Genomic DNA, 16,238 nt, shown 5'->3' with positions numbered 1-16,238 from the left:
CTTATCCGAAATGGCAGTACGTAGCAATTTGCCGCAATAAAATTCTGATTAATTCAATCATGGCCGTTACTCCGTTGGATGTGGGAGTTAGCATCGCTTAATTGACTGACAGAAAATGTCATCCGCCATACTTTTTTTTAAATTTCTTGATAAAAACAATGTCACCGACAACAGTAAGGTTTTACGTTATACTTGCCGCCTTTTTCGACAATACGTCGGTTTTTGGCGGGCACACTCCCGCCGCTTCGCACTATTTCAGGAGTCCATCATGCAGCTACCTCATTGCCCAAAATGCAATTCCGAGTACACCTACGAAGACAACGGTCTGTTTATTTGCCCGGAATGCGCCCACGAGTGGAACGATGCCGAACCGGCACCAGACAGTGACGCACTGATCGTGAAAGATGCGAACGGCAACCTGCTGGCCGATGGCGATAACGTAACCGTAATTAAAGATCTGAAAGTAAAAGGCAGCTCTTCCATGCTGAAAATCGGCACCAAAGTGAAGGGCATCCGTCTGGTTGAAGGCGATCACAACATTGACTGCAAAATCGACGGCTTTGGCCCTATGAAATTGAAATCTGAGTTCGTCAAAAAGAACTGATTTCTCCGCCCGGTGAGGCTTCGCTTACCGGGCGGACGAGAACAACACGTAACGGGCTTCTCTTACCTGAGGTAACGATTATGCCGTTAAGCCTCTGCCTCTCCTTCGCCGGCACTTGTGCAGAGGCAATCGCCTGTCATCGCCATCGCTTCAACTCTTCAAACTCCCGCAACCAGTACTTAACCTAAATGTCACATTGATCCGCCAGCATGAGGCCACATTTATCGTGAGGCCCGACACATGCACACTGTCATTCGCGTCGAAAAACTGAGTAAGTCTTTTAACCATAATAAGGCGCTGCATGCCGTTGATCTGACCGTCCAGCAGGGCGAAATGGTGGCGCTGCTGGGGCCTTCCGGTTCAGGAAAGTCGACCCTGCTGCGCCATTTAAGCGGCCTCATTACCTGCGATAAAACGCCGGAAAGCCACGTCGAGCTGCTGGGTAACACCGTCCTGCGCGCCGGCCGCCTGGCACGTGACATCCGTAAAAGTCGCGCCCAGACAGGCTACATCTTCCAGCAGTTCAACCTGGTGAACCGCCTGACGGTGCTGGAGAACGTGCTGATTGGCGCGCTCGGCAGCACCCCGTTCTGGCGCACTTGTCTGCGCTGGTTCTCCCCTTACCAGAAACAAGAAGCCCTGCAGGCGCTGACCCGCGTCGGCATGACCCACTTCGCCCACCAGCGCGTCTCCACCCTCTCCGGTGGACAACAGCAGCGCGTCGCCATTGCCCGTGCCCTGATGCAGAAAGCGAAAATCATTCTGGCCGACGAACCCATCGCCTCGCTGGACCCCGAGTCGGCGCGCATCGTGATGGAGACCCTGCGCGACATCAACCAGAACGACGGCATCACCGTGGTGGTCACGCTGCATCAGGTGGACTATGCCCTGCGCTACTGCGAGCGCATCGTCGCCCTGCGTCAGGGACATGTCTTCTTTGATGGCGCAAGCCATCAGTTCGATAACGAACGCTTTGACCATCTCTACCGCAGCATTAACCGCGTCGAAGAGCGCGCGCAGGCTGCTTAATTCACCCGATCCGAGGAAAGTACATGAGCTACAAAGCCGTTGCCGCGCTGGCCTTCACCAGCCTGTTCAGCATCAGCACCCTGTTAAGCCCGGCGTATGCCGAGGAGCAGGAGAAAGCGCTGAACTTTGGCATTATTTCGACGGAATCACAGCAGAACCTGAAACCTCAGTGGGAACCGTTCCTGAAAGATATGGAAACCAAACTGGGGATCAAAGTAAACGCCTTCTTCGCCCCGGACTACGCGGGCATCATCCAGGGGATGCGCTTTAACAAAGTCGACATCGCCTGGTACGGCAACCTCTCCGCGATGGAAGCGGTAGACCGCGCCAACGGCCAGGTCTTTGCGCAGACCGTGGCGGCAGATGGCTCTCCGGGCTACTGGAGCGTGCTGATCGTGAACAAAGACAGCCCGATCAATAACCTCAACGACATGCTCGCCAAACGTAAAGAGCTGACCTTTGGCAACGGCGATCCGAACTCCACTTCCGGGTTCCTGGTGCCGGGCTATTACGTCTTCGCCAAAAACAATATTTCAACCAACGAATTCAAACGCACCGTCAACGCCGGGCACGAAACCAACGCCCTGGCCGTGGCCAACAAGCAGGTGGACGTGGCAACTAACAACACCGAAAACCTCGACAAGCTGAAGACCTCCGCGCCGGACAAGCTGAAAGAACTGAAGGTGATCTGGAAATCACCGCTGATCCCGGGCGACCCGATCGTGTGGCGTAAAAACCTCTCAGAAAGCACCAAGGACAAGGTGTACGACTTCTTTATGGCCTACGGCAAAACACCGGAAGAGAAAGCCGTTCTGGAGAAGCTGGGCTGGGCACCGTTCCGCGCCTCAAGCGACCTGCAGCTGGTCCCGATTCGCCAGCTGGCGCTGTTTAAACAGATGCAGGGCGTGAAGGACAACAAGGGTCTGAAGGAGGAAGAGAAGAGCAGCAAATTGTCTGAAATTCAGGCACAGCTGGACGATCTCGACCGCCTGACCGCCGCGCTCGGCGCGATGACCAGCGTGAATAAAGCGGTGCAATAAATCTTTTCTCCTTCTCCCTGTGGGAGAGGGTAAAAACCGCACCGGACAGTCCCCTCTCCCTTGAGGGAGAGGGTTAGGGTGAGGGGGAAATGCACACGCTGATGCCCTCACCCCGGCCCTCTCCCACAGGGAGAGGGAGAACAGATTAAGGAGTCGCCATGCAAACCATCACTCTCCCACCGCCAAAGCGCAGCTGGTTCTCGCTGATCAGCTGGGCCATCCTGCTGGCGGTGCTTGTTATCTCCTGGAAGGGCGCGGAAATGGACCCGCTGCTGCTGGTGAAAGATTCCGGCAACATGGCCACCTTCGCCGCCGACTTCTTCCCGCCGGACTTCAGCCAGTGGCAGGACTACCTCGGCGAAATGGCCATCACCCTGCAAATCGCCGTCTGGGGCACCGCCCTCGCGGTCATCCTCTCGATCCCGTTTGGCCTGATGAGCGCCGAAAACATCGTGCCATGGTGGGTGTACCAGCCGATGCGCCGCCTGATGGACGCCTGCCGCGCCATTAACGAAATGGTCTTCGCCATGCTGTTCGTGGTCGCCGTTGGTCTCGGTCCCTTTGCCGGCGTAATGGCGCTGTTTATTCACACCACCGGCGTGCTCTCCAAGCTGCTCTCCGAGGCGGTGGAAGCCATCGAGCCTGGCCCGGTCGAAGGCATCCGCGCCACCGGCGCCAACAAAATTGAAGAGATTCTGTATGGCGTGTTGCCGCAGGTGATGCCGCTGCTTATCTCCTACTCCCTCTACCGCTTTGAATCCAACGTTCGCTCGGCCACCGTGGTCGGCATGGTTGGCGCAGGCGGTATCGGCGTCACCCTGTGGGAAGCGATTCGTGGTTTCCAGTTCCAGCAAACCTGTGCCCTGATGGTACTCATCATCATCACCGTCAGCCTGCTGGATTTCCTCTCTCAACGTTTGCGTAAGCACTTCATCTGAGAAGCGAGGCTTTGATTTCTATGCACTTATCCAGACATCCGACCAGCTACCCAACCCGTTGGCAAGAGATTGCGGCAAAGCTCGAAGTGGAACTTCGCACCCACTACCGCTGCGGGGACTATCTGCCCGCCGAGCAGCAGCTTGCCGACCGCTACGAAGTGAATCGCCACACCCTGCGCCGCGCCATTGACCAACTGGTGGAGCGCGGATGGGTACAGCGCCGCCAGGGCGTCGGCGTGCTGGTGCTGATGCGCCCGTTCGACTACCCGCTTAACGCGCAGGCGCGCTTTAGCCAGAACCTGCTCGACCAGGGCAGCCACCCCACCAGCGAAAAACTGCTCTCAGTATTACGTCCGGCCTCCAGCCACGTGGCGGACGCACTGGGCATTACCGAGGGTGAAAACGTTGTACACCTGCGCACCCTGCGCCGGGTCAACGGCGTGGCGGTGTGCCAGATCGACCACTACTTTGCCGACCTCTCCCTCTGGCCGGTGCTGCAACATTTCGCCAGCGGTTCGCTGCATGATTTTCTGCAGGAGGCCACGGGCATCGCGCTCAAGCGCACCCAGACGCGCATCAGCGCCCGCCGCGCGCAGGCAAAAGAGAGCAAGGTGCTGGAGATCCCCAACATGGCCCCGCTGCTCTGCGTGCGCACCCTCAACCACCGTGACGGCGAGATCAACGCGACGGAGTACTCCGTCAGCCTGACCCGCGCCGACATGATTGAATTCACCATGGAGCACTGAATGCACTTCGATACCGCCACCCGTCAGCACTGGATGCGCGTCCTGGCACATAGCGATCCCGGGGCGTTGCAGGCGCGCGTTTCTGCCCTTGCCCTCACGCCGACCTATGAACTGATCCGCGCACCGGAGAGTGGCCTGGTGCAGATCCAGGCGCGCATGGGCGGCACCGGAGAACGCTTTTTTGCCGGTGACGCCACCCTCACACGTGCTGTTGTGCGCCTGTCCAGCGGTACTCTGGGTTACAGCTATCAGCTGGGGCGTAACAAACATCATGCCGAGCAGTGCGCCGTTATCGACGCCCTGCTGCAAGAACAACCCTATTTCCAGTCATTGATGGAAACCTTGATTACCCCGCTGGAAGCTGACCGCGCCGCACGCCTTGCTGCGCGTAAGGCTGAAGTTAACACCAGCCGGGTCGACTTCTTTACGCTCGTTCGCGGAGATAACGCATGACGCTTCAACCCGCTTTTACCCTCGCCGTACAGGATGCCCAACAAAGTTTTCGTCGCCTGCTGAAAGCGATGAGCGAGCCGGGCGTCATCGTCTCGCTGCATCAGCTTGCGCAGGGCTGGTTGCCGCTGAACCTCGCCACCACCAGCGTGCTGCTGACGCTGGCCGACAACGATACCCCGGTGTGGCTCTCCGGTGCGCTGACCAACGACATCGCCTGTCAGAACCTGCGTTTTCACACAAACGCGCCACTGGTTGAACAGCCCCAGCAGGCGGTCTTCGCCGTGGCCGACGAGCAGATCAGCCACGAGCAGCTCAACGCCCTGAGCGAAGGCACTGCCGTGGCGCCAGAGGCCAGCGCCACGTTGATTTTGCAGGTCACCAGCCTGAGCGGTGGCCGCATGCTGCGCCTGACCGGGGCAGGCATAGCCGAAGAGCGCATGGTCGCCCCGCAGCTGCCGGAGTGCATTATTCATGAGCTGACCGAGCGTCCGCACCCGTTCCCGCTGGGTATCGACCTGATCCTCACCTGCGGCGAGCGCCTGCTGGCCATCCCGCGAACCACCCACGTGGAGGTGTGCTGATGTACGTTGCCGTCAAGGGGGGCGAGAAGGCGATTGCCGCCGCCCACATGCTGCAAGAGCAGAGACGACGGGGTGATGAACAGCTTCCCGAGCTGAGCGTCGCCCAGATAGAACAGCAGTTAAACCTGGCCGTCGATCGGGTGATGACCGAAGGGGGCATCGCGGATCGCGAACTGGCGGCGCTGGCGCTGAAGCAGGCCAGCGGCGATAACGTCGAAGCGATTTTTCTGCTGCGCGCCTACCGCACCACGCTGGCGAAGCTGGCGGTAAGCGAGCCGGTAAATACCCTGGAGATGCGTCTGGAACGCCGCATTTCGGCCGTTTACAAGGATGTTCCCGGCGGTCAGCTGCTTGGCCCTACCTACGACTATACCCACCGCCTGCTCGATTTCACCCTGCTGGCGAACGGCGACGCACCGTCGCTTGTCACCTCCGATGCCGCGCAGGAAGCCTCTCCGCACGTCTTTAGCCTGCTGGCGAAGCAGGGCCTCGCAAAAGCGGAAGAAGATTCCGGCACGGTACCTGACGACATTACCCGCACACCGCCGGTCTATCCGTGCTCGCGCTCGTCGCGCCTGCAGCAGCTGATGCGCGGCGACGAAGGGTATCTGCTGGCGCTGGCCTACTCCACTCAGCGCGGCTACGGGCGCAACCACCCGTTCGCGGCGGAGATCCGCAGCGGCTATATCGACATCGAGATCGTGCCAGAAGAGCTCGGTTTTGCGGTGAACGTCGGCGAACTGCTGGTCACTGAGTGTGAAATGGTTAACGGCTTTGTCGCACCAGAAAACGATGATCCACACTTTACCCGTGGCTACGGGCTGGTGTTCGGCATGAGCGAGCGCAAGGCAATGGCAATGGCGCTGGTTGACCGCGCCCTGCAGGCGCCAGACTACGGTGAGCACGCCGCCGGCCCGGCGCAGGACGAAGAGTTCGTGCTGGCCCACGCGGATAACGTCGAAGCCGCAGGCTTTGTCTCGCATCTCAAGCTGCCCCATTACGTCGACTTCCAGGCCGAACTGGAACTGCTGAAACGCCTGCAACGGGAGCGCAGAAATGGCTAACTTAAGCGGCTATAACTTTGCCTATCTGGATGAGCAAACCAAACGCATGATCCGCCGCGCCATCCTGAAAGCCGTGGCCATTCCGGGCTATCAGGTGCCGTTCGGCGGCCGCGAAATGCCGATGCCCTACGGCTGGGGGACCGGCGGCATTCAGCTCACCGCCAGCGTGATCGGCGAAGCGGACGTGCTGAAGGTTATCGACCAGGGGGCGGACGACACCACCAATGCGGTGTCGATTCGCAACTTCTTTAAGCGCGTCACGGGCGTGAACACCACTGAAAAAACCGAAGACGCGACGCTGATCCAGACCCGTCACCGCATCCCAGAAACGCCGCTCGCGGAAGATCAGATCCTGATTTTCCAGGTGCCGATCCCGGAGCCGCTGCGCTTTATCGAGCCGCGTGAAACCGAAACCCGCACCATGCACGCGCTGGAAGAGTACGGCGTGATGCAGGTGAAGCTGTACGAGGATATCGCCCGCTTCGGCCATATCGCCACCACCTACGCCTACCCGGTGAAGGTGAACGGGCGCTACGTGATGGACCCGTCGCCGATCCCGAAATTCGATAACCCGAAGATGGACATGATGCCCGCCCTGCAGCTGTTTGGCGCCGGGCGCGAAAAACGCATCTATGCCGTCCCGCCGTATACCCGCGTGGAGAGTCTCGATTTTGACGACCACCCGTTTACGGTGCAGGCCTGGGACGAGCCGTGCGCTATCTGCGGCTCGCAGCACAGCTATCTAGATGAAGTGGTGCTGGACGACACCGGTAAACGGATGTTTGTCTGCTCCGACACCGACTACTGCCGCCAACAGAGCGAGGCGAAAAGCCAATGAAACCGCTGCTTTCGGTTAACAACCTGACCCACCTTTACGCGCCGGGCAAAGGCTTTAGCGACGTGTCATTTGAACTCTGGCCAGGGGAAGTGCTGGGGATTGTCGGCGAGTCCGGCTCCGGCAAAACCACCTTGCTGAAATCGATCTCCGCGCGCCTGACGCCGCACAACGGCGACATTCTCTACGAAGGCGCCTCGCTGTACGGCATGAGCGAGGCCGAGCGCCGCCGCCTGCTGCGCACCGAGTGGGGCGTGGTGCATCAGCACCCGATGGACGGCCTGCGCCGTCAGGTTTCGGCGGGGGGCAATATCGGCGAACGGCTGATGGCGACCGGCGCGCGCCACTACAGCAACATCCGCGCTACGGCGCAGCACTGGCTGGAGGAGGTGGAGATCCCCGCCTCGCGCATCGACGACCTGCCCACCACCTTTTCCGGTGGGATGCAGCAACGGTTACAGATCGCCCGCAATCTGGTGACCCATCCGAAGCTGGTGTTTATGGATGAGCCTACGGGCGGGCTGGACGTCTCGGTACAGGCGCGCCTTCTCGACCTGCTGCGCGGCCTGGTGGTGGAGCTGAACCTGGCGGTGGTGATTGTCACCCACGATCTGGGTGTTGCGCGCCTGCTGGCGGACCGTCTGTTGGTGATGAAACAGGGTCAGGTGGTGGAAAGTGGGTTAACCGACCGCGTACTTGACGATCCCCATCATCCGTACACCCAGCTGCTGGTGTCATCGGTATTGCAGAACTAAGAGGCCAACATGATCCGCGTAGAAAACGTGAGTAAGACCTTTGTGCTCCACCAGCAAAGCGGCGTGCGCCTGCCGGTACTGCAACACGCCTCGCTGGAGGTCAGCAACGGCGAATGCGTGGTGCTGCACGGCCACTCCGGCAGCGGAAAATCGACCCTGCTGCGCTCCCTGTATGCCAACTACCTGCCGGACGAAGGCCACATTCATATTCGCCATCACAACGAGTGGGTGGATCTGGTGCAGGCTCCGGCGCGCAAAGTGCTGGAGGTGCGTCGCTCAACGATCGGCTGGGTCAGCCAGTTCCTGCGGGTGATCCCGCGGATCTCAGCCCTAGATGTGGTGATACAGCCCCTGCTGGATCTGGGCGTGCCGCGTGAAACCTGCGCCGCTAAAGCCGCCAGCCTGCTAACGCGCCTGAACGTGCCGGAGCGCCTGTGGCACCTTGCCCCCTCGACCTTTTCCGGCGGCGAACAGCAGCGCGTCAACATTGCCCGGGGGTTTATCGTCGATTATCCCATTTTGTTGCTCGACGAACCCACCGCCTCGCTCGACAACAAAAACAGCGCAGCGGTAATTGAACTGATCGAACAGGCCAAAGCGCGCGGCGCAGCGATCGTCGGGATCTTCCACGACGACGCCGTACGCGATCGCGTCGCAGACAGATTGCACCCGATGGGGACCCACGCATGATTATTAATAACGTCAAACTGGTGCTGGAAAATGAGGTCGTTGATGGCTCGGTTGAACTTCAGGAGGGCATCATCCGCGCCTTTGCCGAAACCCAGAGCCGCTCCCCGGAGGCGATGGATGGCGACGGCGGCTGGCTGCTGCCGGGGCTGATTGAGCTGCATACCGATAATCTGGATAAATTTTTCACCCCGCGCCCGAAAGTCGACTGGCCCGCCCATTCGGCGATGAGCAGCCACGACGCATTGATGGTCGCCAGCGGCATCACCACGGTGCTGGACGCGGTGGCAATTGGCGACGTGCGCGACGGTGGCGATCGTCTTGAGAATCTGGAGAAGATGATCAACGCCGTGGAAGAGACCCAGAAACGCGGCCTGAACCGTGCCGAGCACCGTCTGCATCTGCGCTGCGAACTGCCGCACCACACCACCCTGCCGCTCTTTGAAAAGCTGGTAGAGCGCGAGCCGGTTTCGCTGGTCTCGCTGATGGATCACTCGCCCGGCCAGCGTCAGTTCGCCAATATTGAAAAATACCGTGAGTACTACCAGGGCAAATATTCTCTGAACAACGAAGAGATGGCCCGCTACGAAGAAGAGCAGCTTCAGCTTGCAGCACGGTGGTCTCAGCCGAATCGCCTCGCCATAGCCGCATTGTGCCGGGATCGTCACATCGCGTTGGCCAGCCACGACGACGCCACGCCCGAGCATGTACGCGAATCTCATCAACTTGGCAGCGTGATCGCCGAATTTCCTACCACGTTTGCAGCGGCAGACGCCTCGCGCCTGCACGGCATGAATGTGCTGATGGGGGCACCTAACATCGTGCGCGGCGGCTCGCACTCCGGCAACGTGGCGGCCAGCAAACTGGCATCCCTTGGCCTGCTGGATATTCTCTCTTCCGATTACTACCCTGCGAGCCTGCTGGACGCGGCTTTTCGCGTGGCGGATGACGAAGGCAATAGTTTCACCTTGTCTCAGGCCATTCGCCTGGTGACAAAAAACCCGGCAACGGCGCTCAATCTTCACGATCGGGGCGAAATTGCCGAGGGCAAACGGGCGGATCTGGTGCTCGCGCATCGCAAAGGCGAGCACATCCATATCGACCACGTCTGGCGTCAGGGTAAACGGGTGTTCTGATGGGACGACTTATCTGGTTAATGGGCCCCTCGGGCTCCGGTAAAGACAGCTTATTGTCGGCGTTACGGCAGCAAGAACATACCCAACTGCTGGTGGCGCATCGCTACATTACCCGCGCGGCCAACGCCGGGAGTGAAAACCATATTGCCCTCAGCGAGCAGGAATTTTTTACCCGTGCCGGGCAAAATCTGCTGGCGCTGAGCTGGCACGCCAACGGCTTCTATTACGGGGTCGGTATTGAGATTGACCTGTGGCTGCATGCCGGGTTTGACGTGCTGGTCAATGGCTCACGCGCCCACCTGCCGCAGGCTCGTGCCCGCTATGAAGCGGCGCTGATGCCCGTCTGCCTGCAGGTGTCGCCAGAGATTCTGCGTAGCCGACTGCAAAGCCGGGGACGCGAGTCGGATCATGAGATAGAGCAGCGACTGGCGCGCGCGGCGCTCTATACCCCAGCGGACTGCCATCTCCTCAATAACGACGGAAGTTTGCTACAGTCAGTCGGTACCTTTTTATCGCTTATCCGTCAAAAGGAGAAACTGCATGCCTGACTGCCATCTTCGCCCCGCCGCCGCCGACGACGCCCAGACGGTTTACGCCCTGATCTGCGAACTGAAGCAGGCCGAGTTCGATCACCAGGCGTTTCACGCCGGTTTTCTTGCCAATCTTCAGGATCACAATATGCGCTATCAACTGGCCGAACTGGAGGGGCAGGTCATCGGCATGATCGGCCTGCATATGCAGTTTCATCTGCATCACGCCCGCTGGATCGGCGAAATTCAGGAGCTGGTGGTGATGCCGCAGGCGCGCGGCCTGAAGGTGGGCAGTCAACTGCTGGCCTGGGCCGAGGAGGTTGCCCGCCAGGCGGGAGCGGAACTGACAGAGCTCTCCACCAGCGTGAAGCGCACCGACGCTCACCGTTTTTACCTTCGTGAAGGCTATACGCAGAGCCATTTTCGCTTCACCAAACCGCTGTAGAGAGGGTGAGTGATGAGTTTGACGATTACGTTGACAGGCACCGGTGGTGCCCAGTTGGTACCGGTGTTTGGTTGCGACTGCATGGCGTGTCGTCGGGCGCGCTTGCAGGAGGAGTACCGCCGCCGTCCCTGTAGCGCGGTGGTCAAATTCAACGACGCAGTGACCTTGCTGGATGCGGGGATCCCGCAGCTGATGGATGACTGGCCCGCGGGCAGCTTCCAGCAATTTCTCCTCACCCATTACCATATGGATCACGTTCAGGGGCTGTTCCCGCTTCGCTGGGGCGTGGGCGCGACCATACCGGTCTACGGCCCGCCGGACGACGCCGGCTGCGACGATTTGTTTAAACACCCTGGGCTGCTGGATTTTAGCCATACGCTTGAGCCCTTTGTGGTTTTTGAACTCCAGGGGCTGCGGGTCACGCCCCTGCCGCTTAACCACTCAAAACTCACGTTTGGCTACCTGCTGGAGAGCGCCCATAGCCGCGTAGCGTGGCTTTCGGATACCAGCACGCTGCCCGAGAAAACGGTCAAGTTCTTACTCAATAACCAACCGCAGGTGATTATCATCGACTGCAGCCACGCACCGCGCGATGAAGCGCCGCGCAACCACTGCGATTTAAATACCGTGATTGCGCTAAATGAGGTCATTGGCTGTCCGCAGGTGATCCTCACCCACATTAGTCATCAATTCGACGTGTGGATGATGGATAACCCGCTACCGGAAGGGTTTGAAGCAGGGTATGACGGGATGGTGCTGGCGCTGGACTAGTTTTCTTCCTTCAGGAAAGCCGGAACCGATTTCCTCCCTCTCCCCGTACGAGAGAGTCGGAACGGATTTCCTCCCTCTCCCCGTGGGAGAGGGTCGGGGTGAGGGCATCAGACCGCACAATGTCACCGATCATAATCCTCTTCCAGCCTGCGCTCATCATCCTCTAAGCGACGCCTGTCATCATCAAGCTGGCGCTGACGCTCATCCAGGCGCTGGCGACGATCCTCTAGCTGCCTGCGGCGCTCGTCATACTGACGGCTGTCGCTACGCCGTCTCTGATCATAACGATCGTCGTCATCATTGTTGCGGTTGCTATTAGGGTTATAGGCGTCGTTGATCGCCTGCTGAATATTGCCAATGGCGTCATCAACAATATCGGCATGCGCCAGCTGACTGGTGAAAGACAGCAGGCAAAATATCAGGGCGGTAGAGTAAGGTTTCATAGAGCCAGTCTCGCAAAGGGGCTGGCTTTACGGTAATGAAAGGCCGATAACGCGAGTAGCGGAGGAATCTCAATTCAGCGTCACCTTCCGCAGCGCCTGCGCCAGCTGAGCGCGGGTAAAAGGTTTACGCAACAGCTCCACGTCGGGCAGCGCAGGGTTATGGGCCGGGCGCAGATCCTGGCCGCTCATCAGCAGCAGCGGCAGGTGGGGGAAATGGACGCGAACATGGTTGATCACCTCTGCGCCGCTTAACGCGCCAGGCAGCATTAAATCACTGATAAAGATCTCAATATCCGGCGAGGCCTCCAGCATCCGCAGTGCCTGCTGGCCGGTTTCAGCCTCCAGGGTCAGATAACCCAGTTGATGCAGCTGTTCGCACAACGTCTGACGCACATCGGCTTCGTCCTCCAGCACCAGTACCAGCCGGTCACTGTGCGGTGCCGCTTCAGCATGCGTCGTTTCGCTGTGGATCGCTGCCTGCTGGGTAGCCCGTGGCAGCTGCAGCCTGACGACGGTGCCCTGTCCCGGCGCACTCTCGATCTCGACCCGCCCGCCAGACTGACGCACAAAGCCATAGACCATCGACAACCCCAGCCCGCTGCCGCTCCCGGTCTGTTTGGTGGTGAAGAAGGGCTCAAATACCTGGGCTTTGATCGCCTGTGACATGCCGCAGCCATGATCGATAACCTCCAGCGCCACCATGTCCTGTCGCCGCCCGTCGCTACGGGTCACGCGCTGGTTCCAGGTGCGGATCTTAATCACGCTACTCTGCCCCTCCATCGCATCGCGTGCGTTCATCACCAGATTGATGATGGCGTTTTCCAGCTGACTGACGTCGATCCACGCCGGCCATGCCGGGTGCTGGGCTTCGATGTCCAGCGAAAGCGTGGCGGGCAGCGAGTGGCGCATCAGCTCCCCGAGGTTTTCCAGCATCGGTTTCATCTCTATCGCCCGTGGATGCAGCGACTGCTTACGCGAAAAGGCCAGCAAGCGCTGCGTGAGGAGCGCCCCGCGCTCCGCCGCTTTCAGGGCGCGCCCCACCCGTGACGCCTCTGGCGATGCAGGGTCAATCAGCTCCAGGCTGCCAATAATCACCGCCAACAGATTGTTAAAATCATGCGCCAGTCCGCCCGTCAGTTGCCCGACGGCCTTCATCTTCTGGCTATGCAGCAGCGCCTCTTCCAGCCCCTGACGTTCGATACGGTCAATCTCCATCTGGCCGCTCTTCTCCTTCAGCAACCGGGTCGTGTGCTGCAGAGACGCGGTATTTCGGGCAAAGACGCTGAACGAACGCGCCAGTTCCCCCAGTTCATCCCGGCGTTGCAGACCGGGTACCGACACCTCCTGCTCGCCATGAGCAAGGCGTGACATCGCCCGGGAGATCGCCGTCAGGTTAGACCCCAGATTGCGATAGATATACCAGCCGGCAAAACCGGTGATCACCAGCGCCAGCAGGGCAAACGCCGTGATAAACAGGCTGATTGAGCGCAGCTCATGGTGGCTCTGGCGAGTACGCAGTTCGGAGGCCGCCGCCACCTGCTCCACATAGAGATTAATGTCGCTGTTCAATATCGCTACCAGCGCCTTGATGTGGAACATATACCAGCTAATGGCCAGATCGCTCTCCTCCAGTTGCCTGGATAAGGGAGCCAGTCTGCGTAACTCGGCGTTAAAGTCCGGCAGCACGAAATTAACCAGAGGCTGTGCGGCGGTGTGCGGCAGCGAGGCCATCACCGCTTCCAGTTGCTGTATGGTCGCCCGGGGAGAGGGGGTTTCGATGGCCGCGATCAGTAACCGCGCCATCTCGCTCAGTAACTGCCCATCCGGCTGGTTACCGCCAAAGCGGCGGTTAATATCCTGCAGGTGTCGTAAATAACTCTGGCTCTGCCAGAGTGCGCTCAATAACGCATTGCGCTCCAGATGGCGGCGCTGGCCGCGCTCCAGCATCCCGGTGACGCTTTGCTGCAACGCATTGCTGCGCTCAATAATTCGCGCCACCAGCGCAGGCTCTTTGTGGGCCAGCGGTGCCGCTGCCAGCGTCTCCAGCGAGCGGCGCAGCGCCGTTTGCGTCTGCTTCAGCCGTTCCGCTTCGCTTTTGTACTCCAGCGCGCCTACCACCTGCGATAAACGTACTGCGGAGGTGGCCACATTCGCCGTCTCCCGCGCCAGATTCATGCTGCCGGTCATGTCGTCCAGCGTCTGCTGCTGCACCTGTTCCTGAATCTGGCTGGCGTGGCGAAACCCGAGTATCGCCACCCCGCTTACCATCAGCGTTACCGCAACGACCAGTAGATTGAAGATCAACAGGCGGCCGCGGGCGCTGGCAAAAAACGAGGGGCGGCGTGATGACATAGGGTTAGGTTCCTCGGCGTTTTTTGTCCCCTCACCCCGGCCCTCTCCCCAAAGGGGCGAGGGGGAAAGGCATGCACCGTGCGGTCCCCTCTCCCCGGTGGGGCGAGGGAGAAAGGCATGCACCATGCGGCTCCTTTGGGGAAAAGCATGCACCGCGCGGTCCCCTCTCCCCTGCGGGGAGAGGGTTAGGGTGAGGGGAAATGTGATCCACATTACTTATTCATAACTATGACAAATATGAATGGCTTCTGACATTTTGCATTTATCAGGGTGTGATGAAGTGCGGATATCTACCCCCTCAGGAGAGCCGCCATGAGCAGGACCCCGGTCTTAGAGATGCGCAACATTGCCAAAACCTTTGGCAACTTCCATGCGCTTAAGGGTGTGGATCTGACGGTCTTCCCCGGCGAAATCCATGCCCTGATGGGCGAAAACGGCGCCGGGAAGAGCACGCTGATGAAGATCCTCGCAGGCGCCTATACCGCCACCAGCGGTGAGATCCTGATTGATGGTCAGCCGTTTCATATCAAAGGGCCGAAGGATGCGCTGGCCGCAGGCATTACCCTGATCTACCAGGAGATGCAGCTGGCCCCCAACCTCACCGTGGCGGAAAACATTTTCCTCGGTAGCGAACTGTCACGCGGCGGGTTAGTGCAGCGCAAAGAGATGGCCGCCCAGGCGCAGGCGGTAATTGACCGTCTCGGTGCCCAGTTCAAAGCCACCGACCTGGTGATGAGGCTGACCATCGCCGAGCAGCAGCAGGTGGAGATTGCCCGCGCCCTGCACCGCAATAGCCGCATCCTGGTGATGGACGAACCCACCGCCGCCCTCTCCTCACGCGAAACTCACCGCCTGTTCGAACTCATTATGCGCCTGCGCGATGAAGGGATGGCGATCATCTACATCAGCCACCGCATGGCAGAGGTGTACGAGCTTTCCGACCGCGTCAGCGTGCTGCGCGACGGGCAATACGTAGGTAGCCTGACCCGCGACAGGCTTAACGCCCCGGAGCTGGTGCGCATGATGGTGGGCCGGCCTCTCAGCGATCTGTTTAACAAAGAGCGGGATATCCCTCTCGGCAGCCCGCGGCTCAACATTCATCACCTGACCGACAGCGGCAAAGTACAGCCGTGCAGCCTGCAGGTAAGATCCGGAGAAATCGTGGGACTGGCCGGGCTTGTCGGGGCGGGGCGTTCCGAGCTGGCGCAGCTGATCTTCGGGGTGCGCAAGGCCACCGGCGGCATGATTGAGGTGGACGGCGAGCCGGTGGTCATTCACTCCCCTCGCGCGGCCATCGACCATGGCATCGGCTTTTTAACCGAAAACCGCAAAGAACAGGGGCTGTTCCTGGAACTGGCAGCCCAGGAGAACATCACCATGGCGACGCTCGAGCGCGATGCCAGTTGGGGAATGTTAAACCGCAAAAAAGCCCAGTCGATCTCGGACGATGCCATCGCCCTGCTCAATATCCGCGTCCCCCACTCACAGGTGCGGGCGGGTGGCCTGTCGGGCGGCAATCAGCAAAAACTGCTTATCTCCCGCTGGGTCGCTATCGGCCCGCGCATTTTGATCCTCGATGAACCTACGCGCGGTGTGGACGTCGGCGCCAAAAGTGAGATCTACCGGATCATGAACCAGATGGCCCGCAAAGGGGTGGCGATCCTGATGATCTCCAGCGAACTACCCGAGGTGGTGGGAATGAGCGATCGGGTGTATGTCATGCGTGAAGGCAGCATTGCGGGTGAGTTGCACGGCGGGGATATCACGCAAGAAAACATCATGACGCTGGCAACCGGCGTTAACGACTCTCATCAACGGGCGGTATAACC

At 59.7% G+C, this 16,238-nt stretch carries 18 protein-coding genes; 16 read left to right on the top strand and 2 right to left on the bottom strand.

The genetic code is table 11. From position 1 onward, the window contains the following. Nucleotides 1-268: 268 nt before the first annotated feature. The 15 genes from B3B59_RS05415 to phnP all read left to right on the top strand — a co-directional run bounded on the left by B3B59_RS05415 (nt 269) and on the right by phnP (nt 11,614). Nucleotides 269-604 (top strand): zinc ribbon domain-containing protein YjdM, encoded by a 336-nt coding sequence (locus B3B59_RS05415; RefSeq protein ID WP_040077554.1) that lies wholly within the window; start codon nt 269-271, stop codon nt 602-604. Between the two features lie 240 nt (nt 605-844). Then, complete coding sequence (phnC, locus tag B3B59_RS05410; protein ID WP_286808313.1) at nt 845-1,633, top strand: phosphonate ABC transporter ATP-binding protein; 789 nt, start codon at nt 845-847, stop codon at nt 1,631-1,633. A gap of 23 nt (nt 1,634-1,656) precedes the next feature. Continuing rightward, nucleotides 1,657-2,673 carry a phosphonate ABC transporter substrate-binding protein gene (gene phnD, locus B3B59_RS05405; RefSeq protein WP_286808311.1) on the top strand — a complete coding sequence of 339 codons (1,017 nt, stop codon included), beginning with the start codon at nt 1,657-1,659 and terminating at the stop codon, nt 2,671-2,673. A 158-nt stretch (nt 2,674-2,831) separates the two neighbouring features. Next, on the top strand, nt 2,832-3,611 hold the full coding sequence (gene phnE / locus B3B59_RS05400; RefSeq protein ID WP_212478528.1) for a phosphonate ABC transporter, permease protein PhnE: 780 nt from the start codon (nt 2,832-2,834) through the stop codon (nt 3,609-3,611). A gap of 20 nt (nt 3,612-3,631) precedes the next feature. Further along, nucleotides 3,632-4,357: a phosphonate metabolism transcriptional regulator PhnF gene (phnF, locus tag B3B59_RS05395; protein ID WP_046885503.1), complete on the top strand. Its 726-nt coding sequence runs from the start codon at nt 3,632-3,634 to the stop codon at nt 4,355-4,357. Beyond that, the gene (gene phnG, locus B3B59_RS05390) at nt 4,358-4,810 is read left to right on the top strand and encodes a phosphonate C-P lyase system protein PhnG (RefSeq protein WP_286808310.1); all 453 of its coding nucleotides are present in this window, start codon (nt 4,358-4,360) and stop codon (nt 4,808-4,810) included. It begins immediately after the preceding gene. Next, nucleotides 4,807-5,391 carry a phosphonate C-P lyase system protein PhnH gene (gene phnH, locus B3B59_RS05385; RefSeq protein WP_040077560.1) on the top strand — a complete coding sequence of 195 codons (585 nt, stop codon included), beginning with the start codon at nt 4,807-4,809 and terminating at the stop codon, nt 5,389-5,391. Before phnG ends, phnH begins: the two co-directional genes overlap by 4 nt. Beyond that, nucleotides 5,391-6,455, top strand: coding sequence for a carbon-phosphorus lyase complex subunit PhnI (locus B3B59_RS05380; RefSeq protein ID WP_286808308.1), 1,065 nt, complete (start codon nt 5,391-5,393; stop codon nt 6,453-6,455). The genes phnH and B3B59_RS05380 overlap by 1 nt, the downstream gene beginning before the upstream one ends. Further along, nucleotides 6,448-7,293 (top strand): alpha-D-ribose 1-methylphosphonate 5-phosphate C-P-lyase PhnJ, encoded by an 846-nt coding sequence (gene phnJ / locus B3B59_RS05375; protein ID WP_233803211.1) that lies wholly within the window; start codon nt 6,448-6,450, stop codon nt 7,291-7,293. The genes B3B59_RS05380 and phnJ overlap by 8 nt, the downstream gene beginning before the upstream one ends. Continuing rightward, complete coding sequence (phnK, locus tag B3B59_RS05370) at nt 7,290-8,045, top strand: phosphonate C-P lyase system protein PhnK (RefSeq protein ID WP_046885507.1); 756 nt, start codon at nt 7,290-7,292, stop codon at nt 8,043-8,045. Before phnJ ends, phnK begins: the two co-directional genes overlap by 4 nt. A 9-nt stretch (nt 8,046-8,054) precedes the next feature. Beyond that, entirely contained in the window at nt 8,055-8,735 is a 681-nt protein-coding gene (gene phnL / locus B3B59_RS05365; RefSeq protein WP_046885508.1) for a phosphonate C-P lyase system protein PhnL, read from the top strand. Continuing rightward, nucleotides 8,732-9,868 carry an alpha-D-ribose 1-methylphosphonate 5-triphosphate diphosphatase gene (gene phnM / locus B3B59_RS05360; protein ID WP_046885509.1) on the top strand — a complete coding sequence of 379 codons (1,137 nt, stop codon included), beginning with the start codon at nt 8,732-8,734 and terminating at the stop codon, nt 9,866-9,868. Before phnL ends, phnM begins: the two co-directional genes overlap by 4 nt. Continuing rightward, nucleotides 9,865-10,416: a ribose 1,5-bisphosphokinase gene (gene phnN / locus B3B59_RS05355; protein WP_286808572.1), complete on the top strand. Its 552-nt coding sequence runs from the start codon at nt 9,865-9,867 to the stop codon at nt 10,414-10,416. The genes phnM and phnN overlap by 4 nt, the downstream gene beginning before the upstream one ends. After that, nucleotides 10,409-10,843: an aminoalkylphosphonate N-acetyltransferase gene (gene phnO / locus B3B59_RS05350; protein WP_040077569.1), complete on the top strand. Its 435-nt coding sequence runs from the start codon at nt 10,409-10,411 to the stop codon at nt 10,841-10,843. The genes phnN and phnO overlap by 8 nt, the downstream gene beginning before the upstream one ends. A 12-nt stretch (nt 10,844-10,855) precedes the next feature. Then, nucleotides 10,856-11,614: a phosphonate metabolism protein PhnP gene (gene phnP / locus B3B59_RS05345; protein ID WP_040077570.1), complete on the top strand. Its 759-nt coding sequence runs from the start codon at nt 10,856-10,858 to the stop codon at nt 11,612-11,614. 122 nt (nt 11,615-11,736) lie between these two features. Here phnP and yjdP read toward each other — a convergent pair whose 3' ends face one another. Then, nucleotides 11,737-12,057, bottom strand: a complete 321-nt coding sequence (gene yjdP / locus B3B59_RS05340; RefSeq protein ID WP_286808305.1) for a DDRRRQL repeat protein YjdP — start codon at nt 12,055-12,057, stop codon at nt 11,737-11,739. Between the two features lie 69 nt (nt 12,058-12,126). After that, nucleotides 12,127-14,409, bottom strand: coding sequence for an ATP-binding protein (locus tag B3B59_RS05335; RefSeq protein ID WP_286808303.1), 2,283 nt, complete (start codon nt 14,407-14,409; stop codon nt 12,127-12,129). Between the two features lie 312 nt (nt 14,410-14,721). Here B3B59_RS05335 and B3B59_RS05330 point away from each other — a divergent pair, with 312 nt between their 5' ends. After that, a complete protein-coding gene (locus tag B3B59_RS05330) occupies nt 14,722-16,236 on the top strand; it encodes a sugar ABC transporter ATP-binding protein (protein ID WP_046885512.1) in 1,515 nt (504 codons plus the stop codon). The last annotated feature ends 2 nt before the right edge of the window (nt 16,237-16,238 follow it).

Origin of the sequence: Leclercia sp. UBA2479, from assembly GCF_002341985.1 — a bacterium.
Classification (GTDB): domain Bacteria; phylum Pseudomonadota; class Gammaproteobacteria; order Enterobacterales; family Enterobacteriaceae; genus Enterobacter; species Enterobacter pneumoniae.
The sequence above is the reverse complement of the archived record's forward strand: the minus strand, read 5'-3'. Positions and strand labels throughout refer to the sequence as shown.

Bases quoted from the DNA above. Each gene is read 5' to 3' on its own strand.
- phnM (WP_046885509.1), top strand. From the start codon at position 8,732: ATGATTATTAATAACGTCAAACTGGTGCTGGAAAATGAGGTCGTTGAT.
- phnL (WP_046885508.1), top strand. From the start codon at position 8,055: ATGATCCGCGTAGAAAACGTGAGTAAGACCTTTGTGCTCCACCAGCAA.
- phnD (WP_286808311.1), top strand. From the start codon at position 1,657: ATGAGCTACAAAGCCGTTGCCGCGCTGGCCTTCACCAGCCTGTTCAGC.
- phnG (WP_286808310.1), top strand. From the start codon at position 4,358: ATGCACTTCGATACCGCCACCCGTCAGCACTGGATGCGCGTCCTGGCA.
- phnC (WP_286808313.1), top strand. From the start codon at position 845: ATGCACACTGTCATTCGCGTCGAAAAACTGAGTAAGTCTTTTAACCAT.
- phnP (WP_040077570.1), top strand. From the start codon at position 10,856: ATGAGTTTGACGATTACGTTGACAGGCACCGGTGGTGCCCAGTTGGTA.
- phnF (WP_046885503.1), top strand. From the start codon at position 3,632: ATGCACTTATCCAGACATCCGACCAGCTACCCAACCCGTTGGCAAGAG.
- phnO (WP_040077569.1), top strand. From the start codon at position 10,409: ATGCCTGACTGCCATCTTCGCCCCGCCGCCGCCGACGACGCCCAGACG.
- B3B59_RS05330 (WP_046885512.1), top strand. From the start codon at position 14,722: ATGAGCAGGACCCCGGTCTTAGAGATGCGCAACATTGCCAAAACCTTT.
- B3B59_RS05335 (WP_286808303.1), bottom strand. From the start codon at position 14,409: ATGTCATCACGCCGCCCCTCGTTTTTTGCCAGCGCCCGCGGCCGCCTG.
- phnE (WP_212478528.1), top strand. From the start codon at position 2,832: ATGCAAACCATCACTCTCCCACCGCCAAAGCGCAGCTGGTTCTCGCTG.
- phnK (WP_046885507.1), top strand. From the start codon at position 7,290: ATGAAACCGCTGCTTTCGGTTAACAACCTGACCCACCTTTACGCGCCG.
- yjdP (WP_286808305.1), bottom strand. From the start codon at position 12,057: ATGAAACCTTACTCTACCGCCCTGATATTTTGCCTGCTGTCTTTCACC.
- phnH (WP_040077560.1), top strand. From the start codon at position 4,807: ATGACGCTTCAACCCGCTTTTACCCTCGCCGTACAGGATGCCCAACAA.
- B3B59_RS05380 (WP_286808308.1), top strand. From the start codon at position 5,391: ATGTACGTTGCCGTCAAGGGGGGCGAGAAGGCGATTGCCGCCGCCCAC.
- B3B59_RS05415 (WP_040077554.1), top strand. From the start codon at position 269: ATGCAGCTACCTCATTGCCCAAAATGCAATTCCGAGTACACCTACGAA.
- phnJ (WP_233803211.1), top strand. From the start codon at position 6,448: ATGGCTAACTTAAGCGGCTATAACTTTGCCTATCTGGATGAGCAAACC.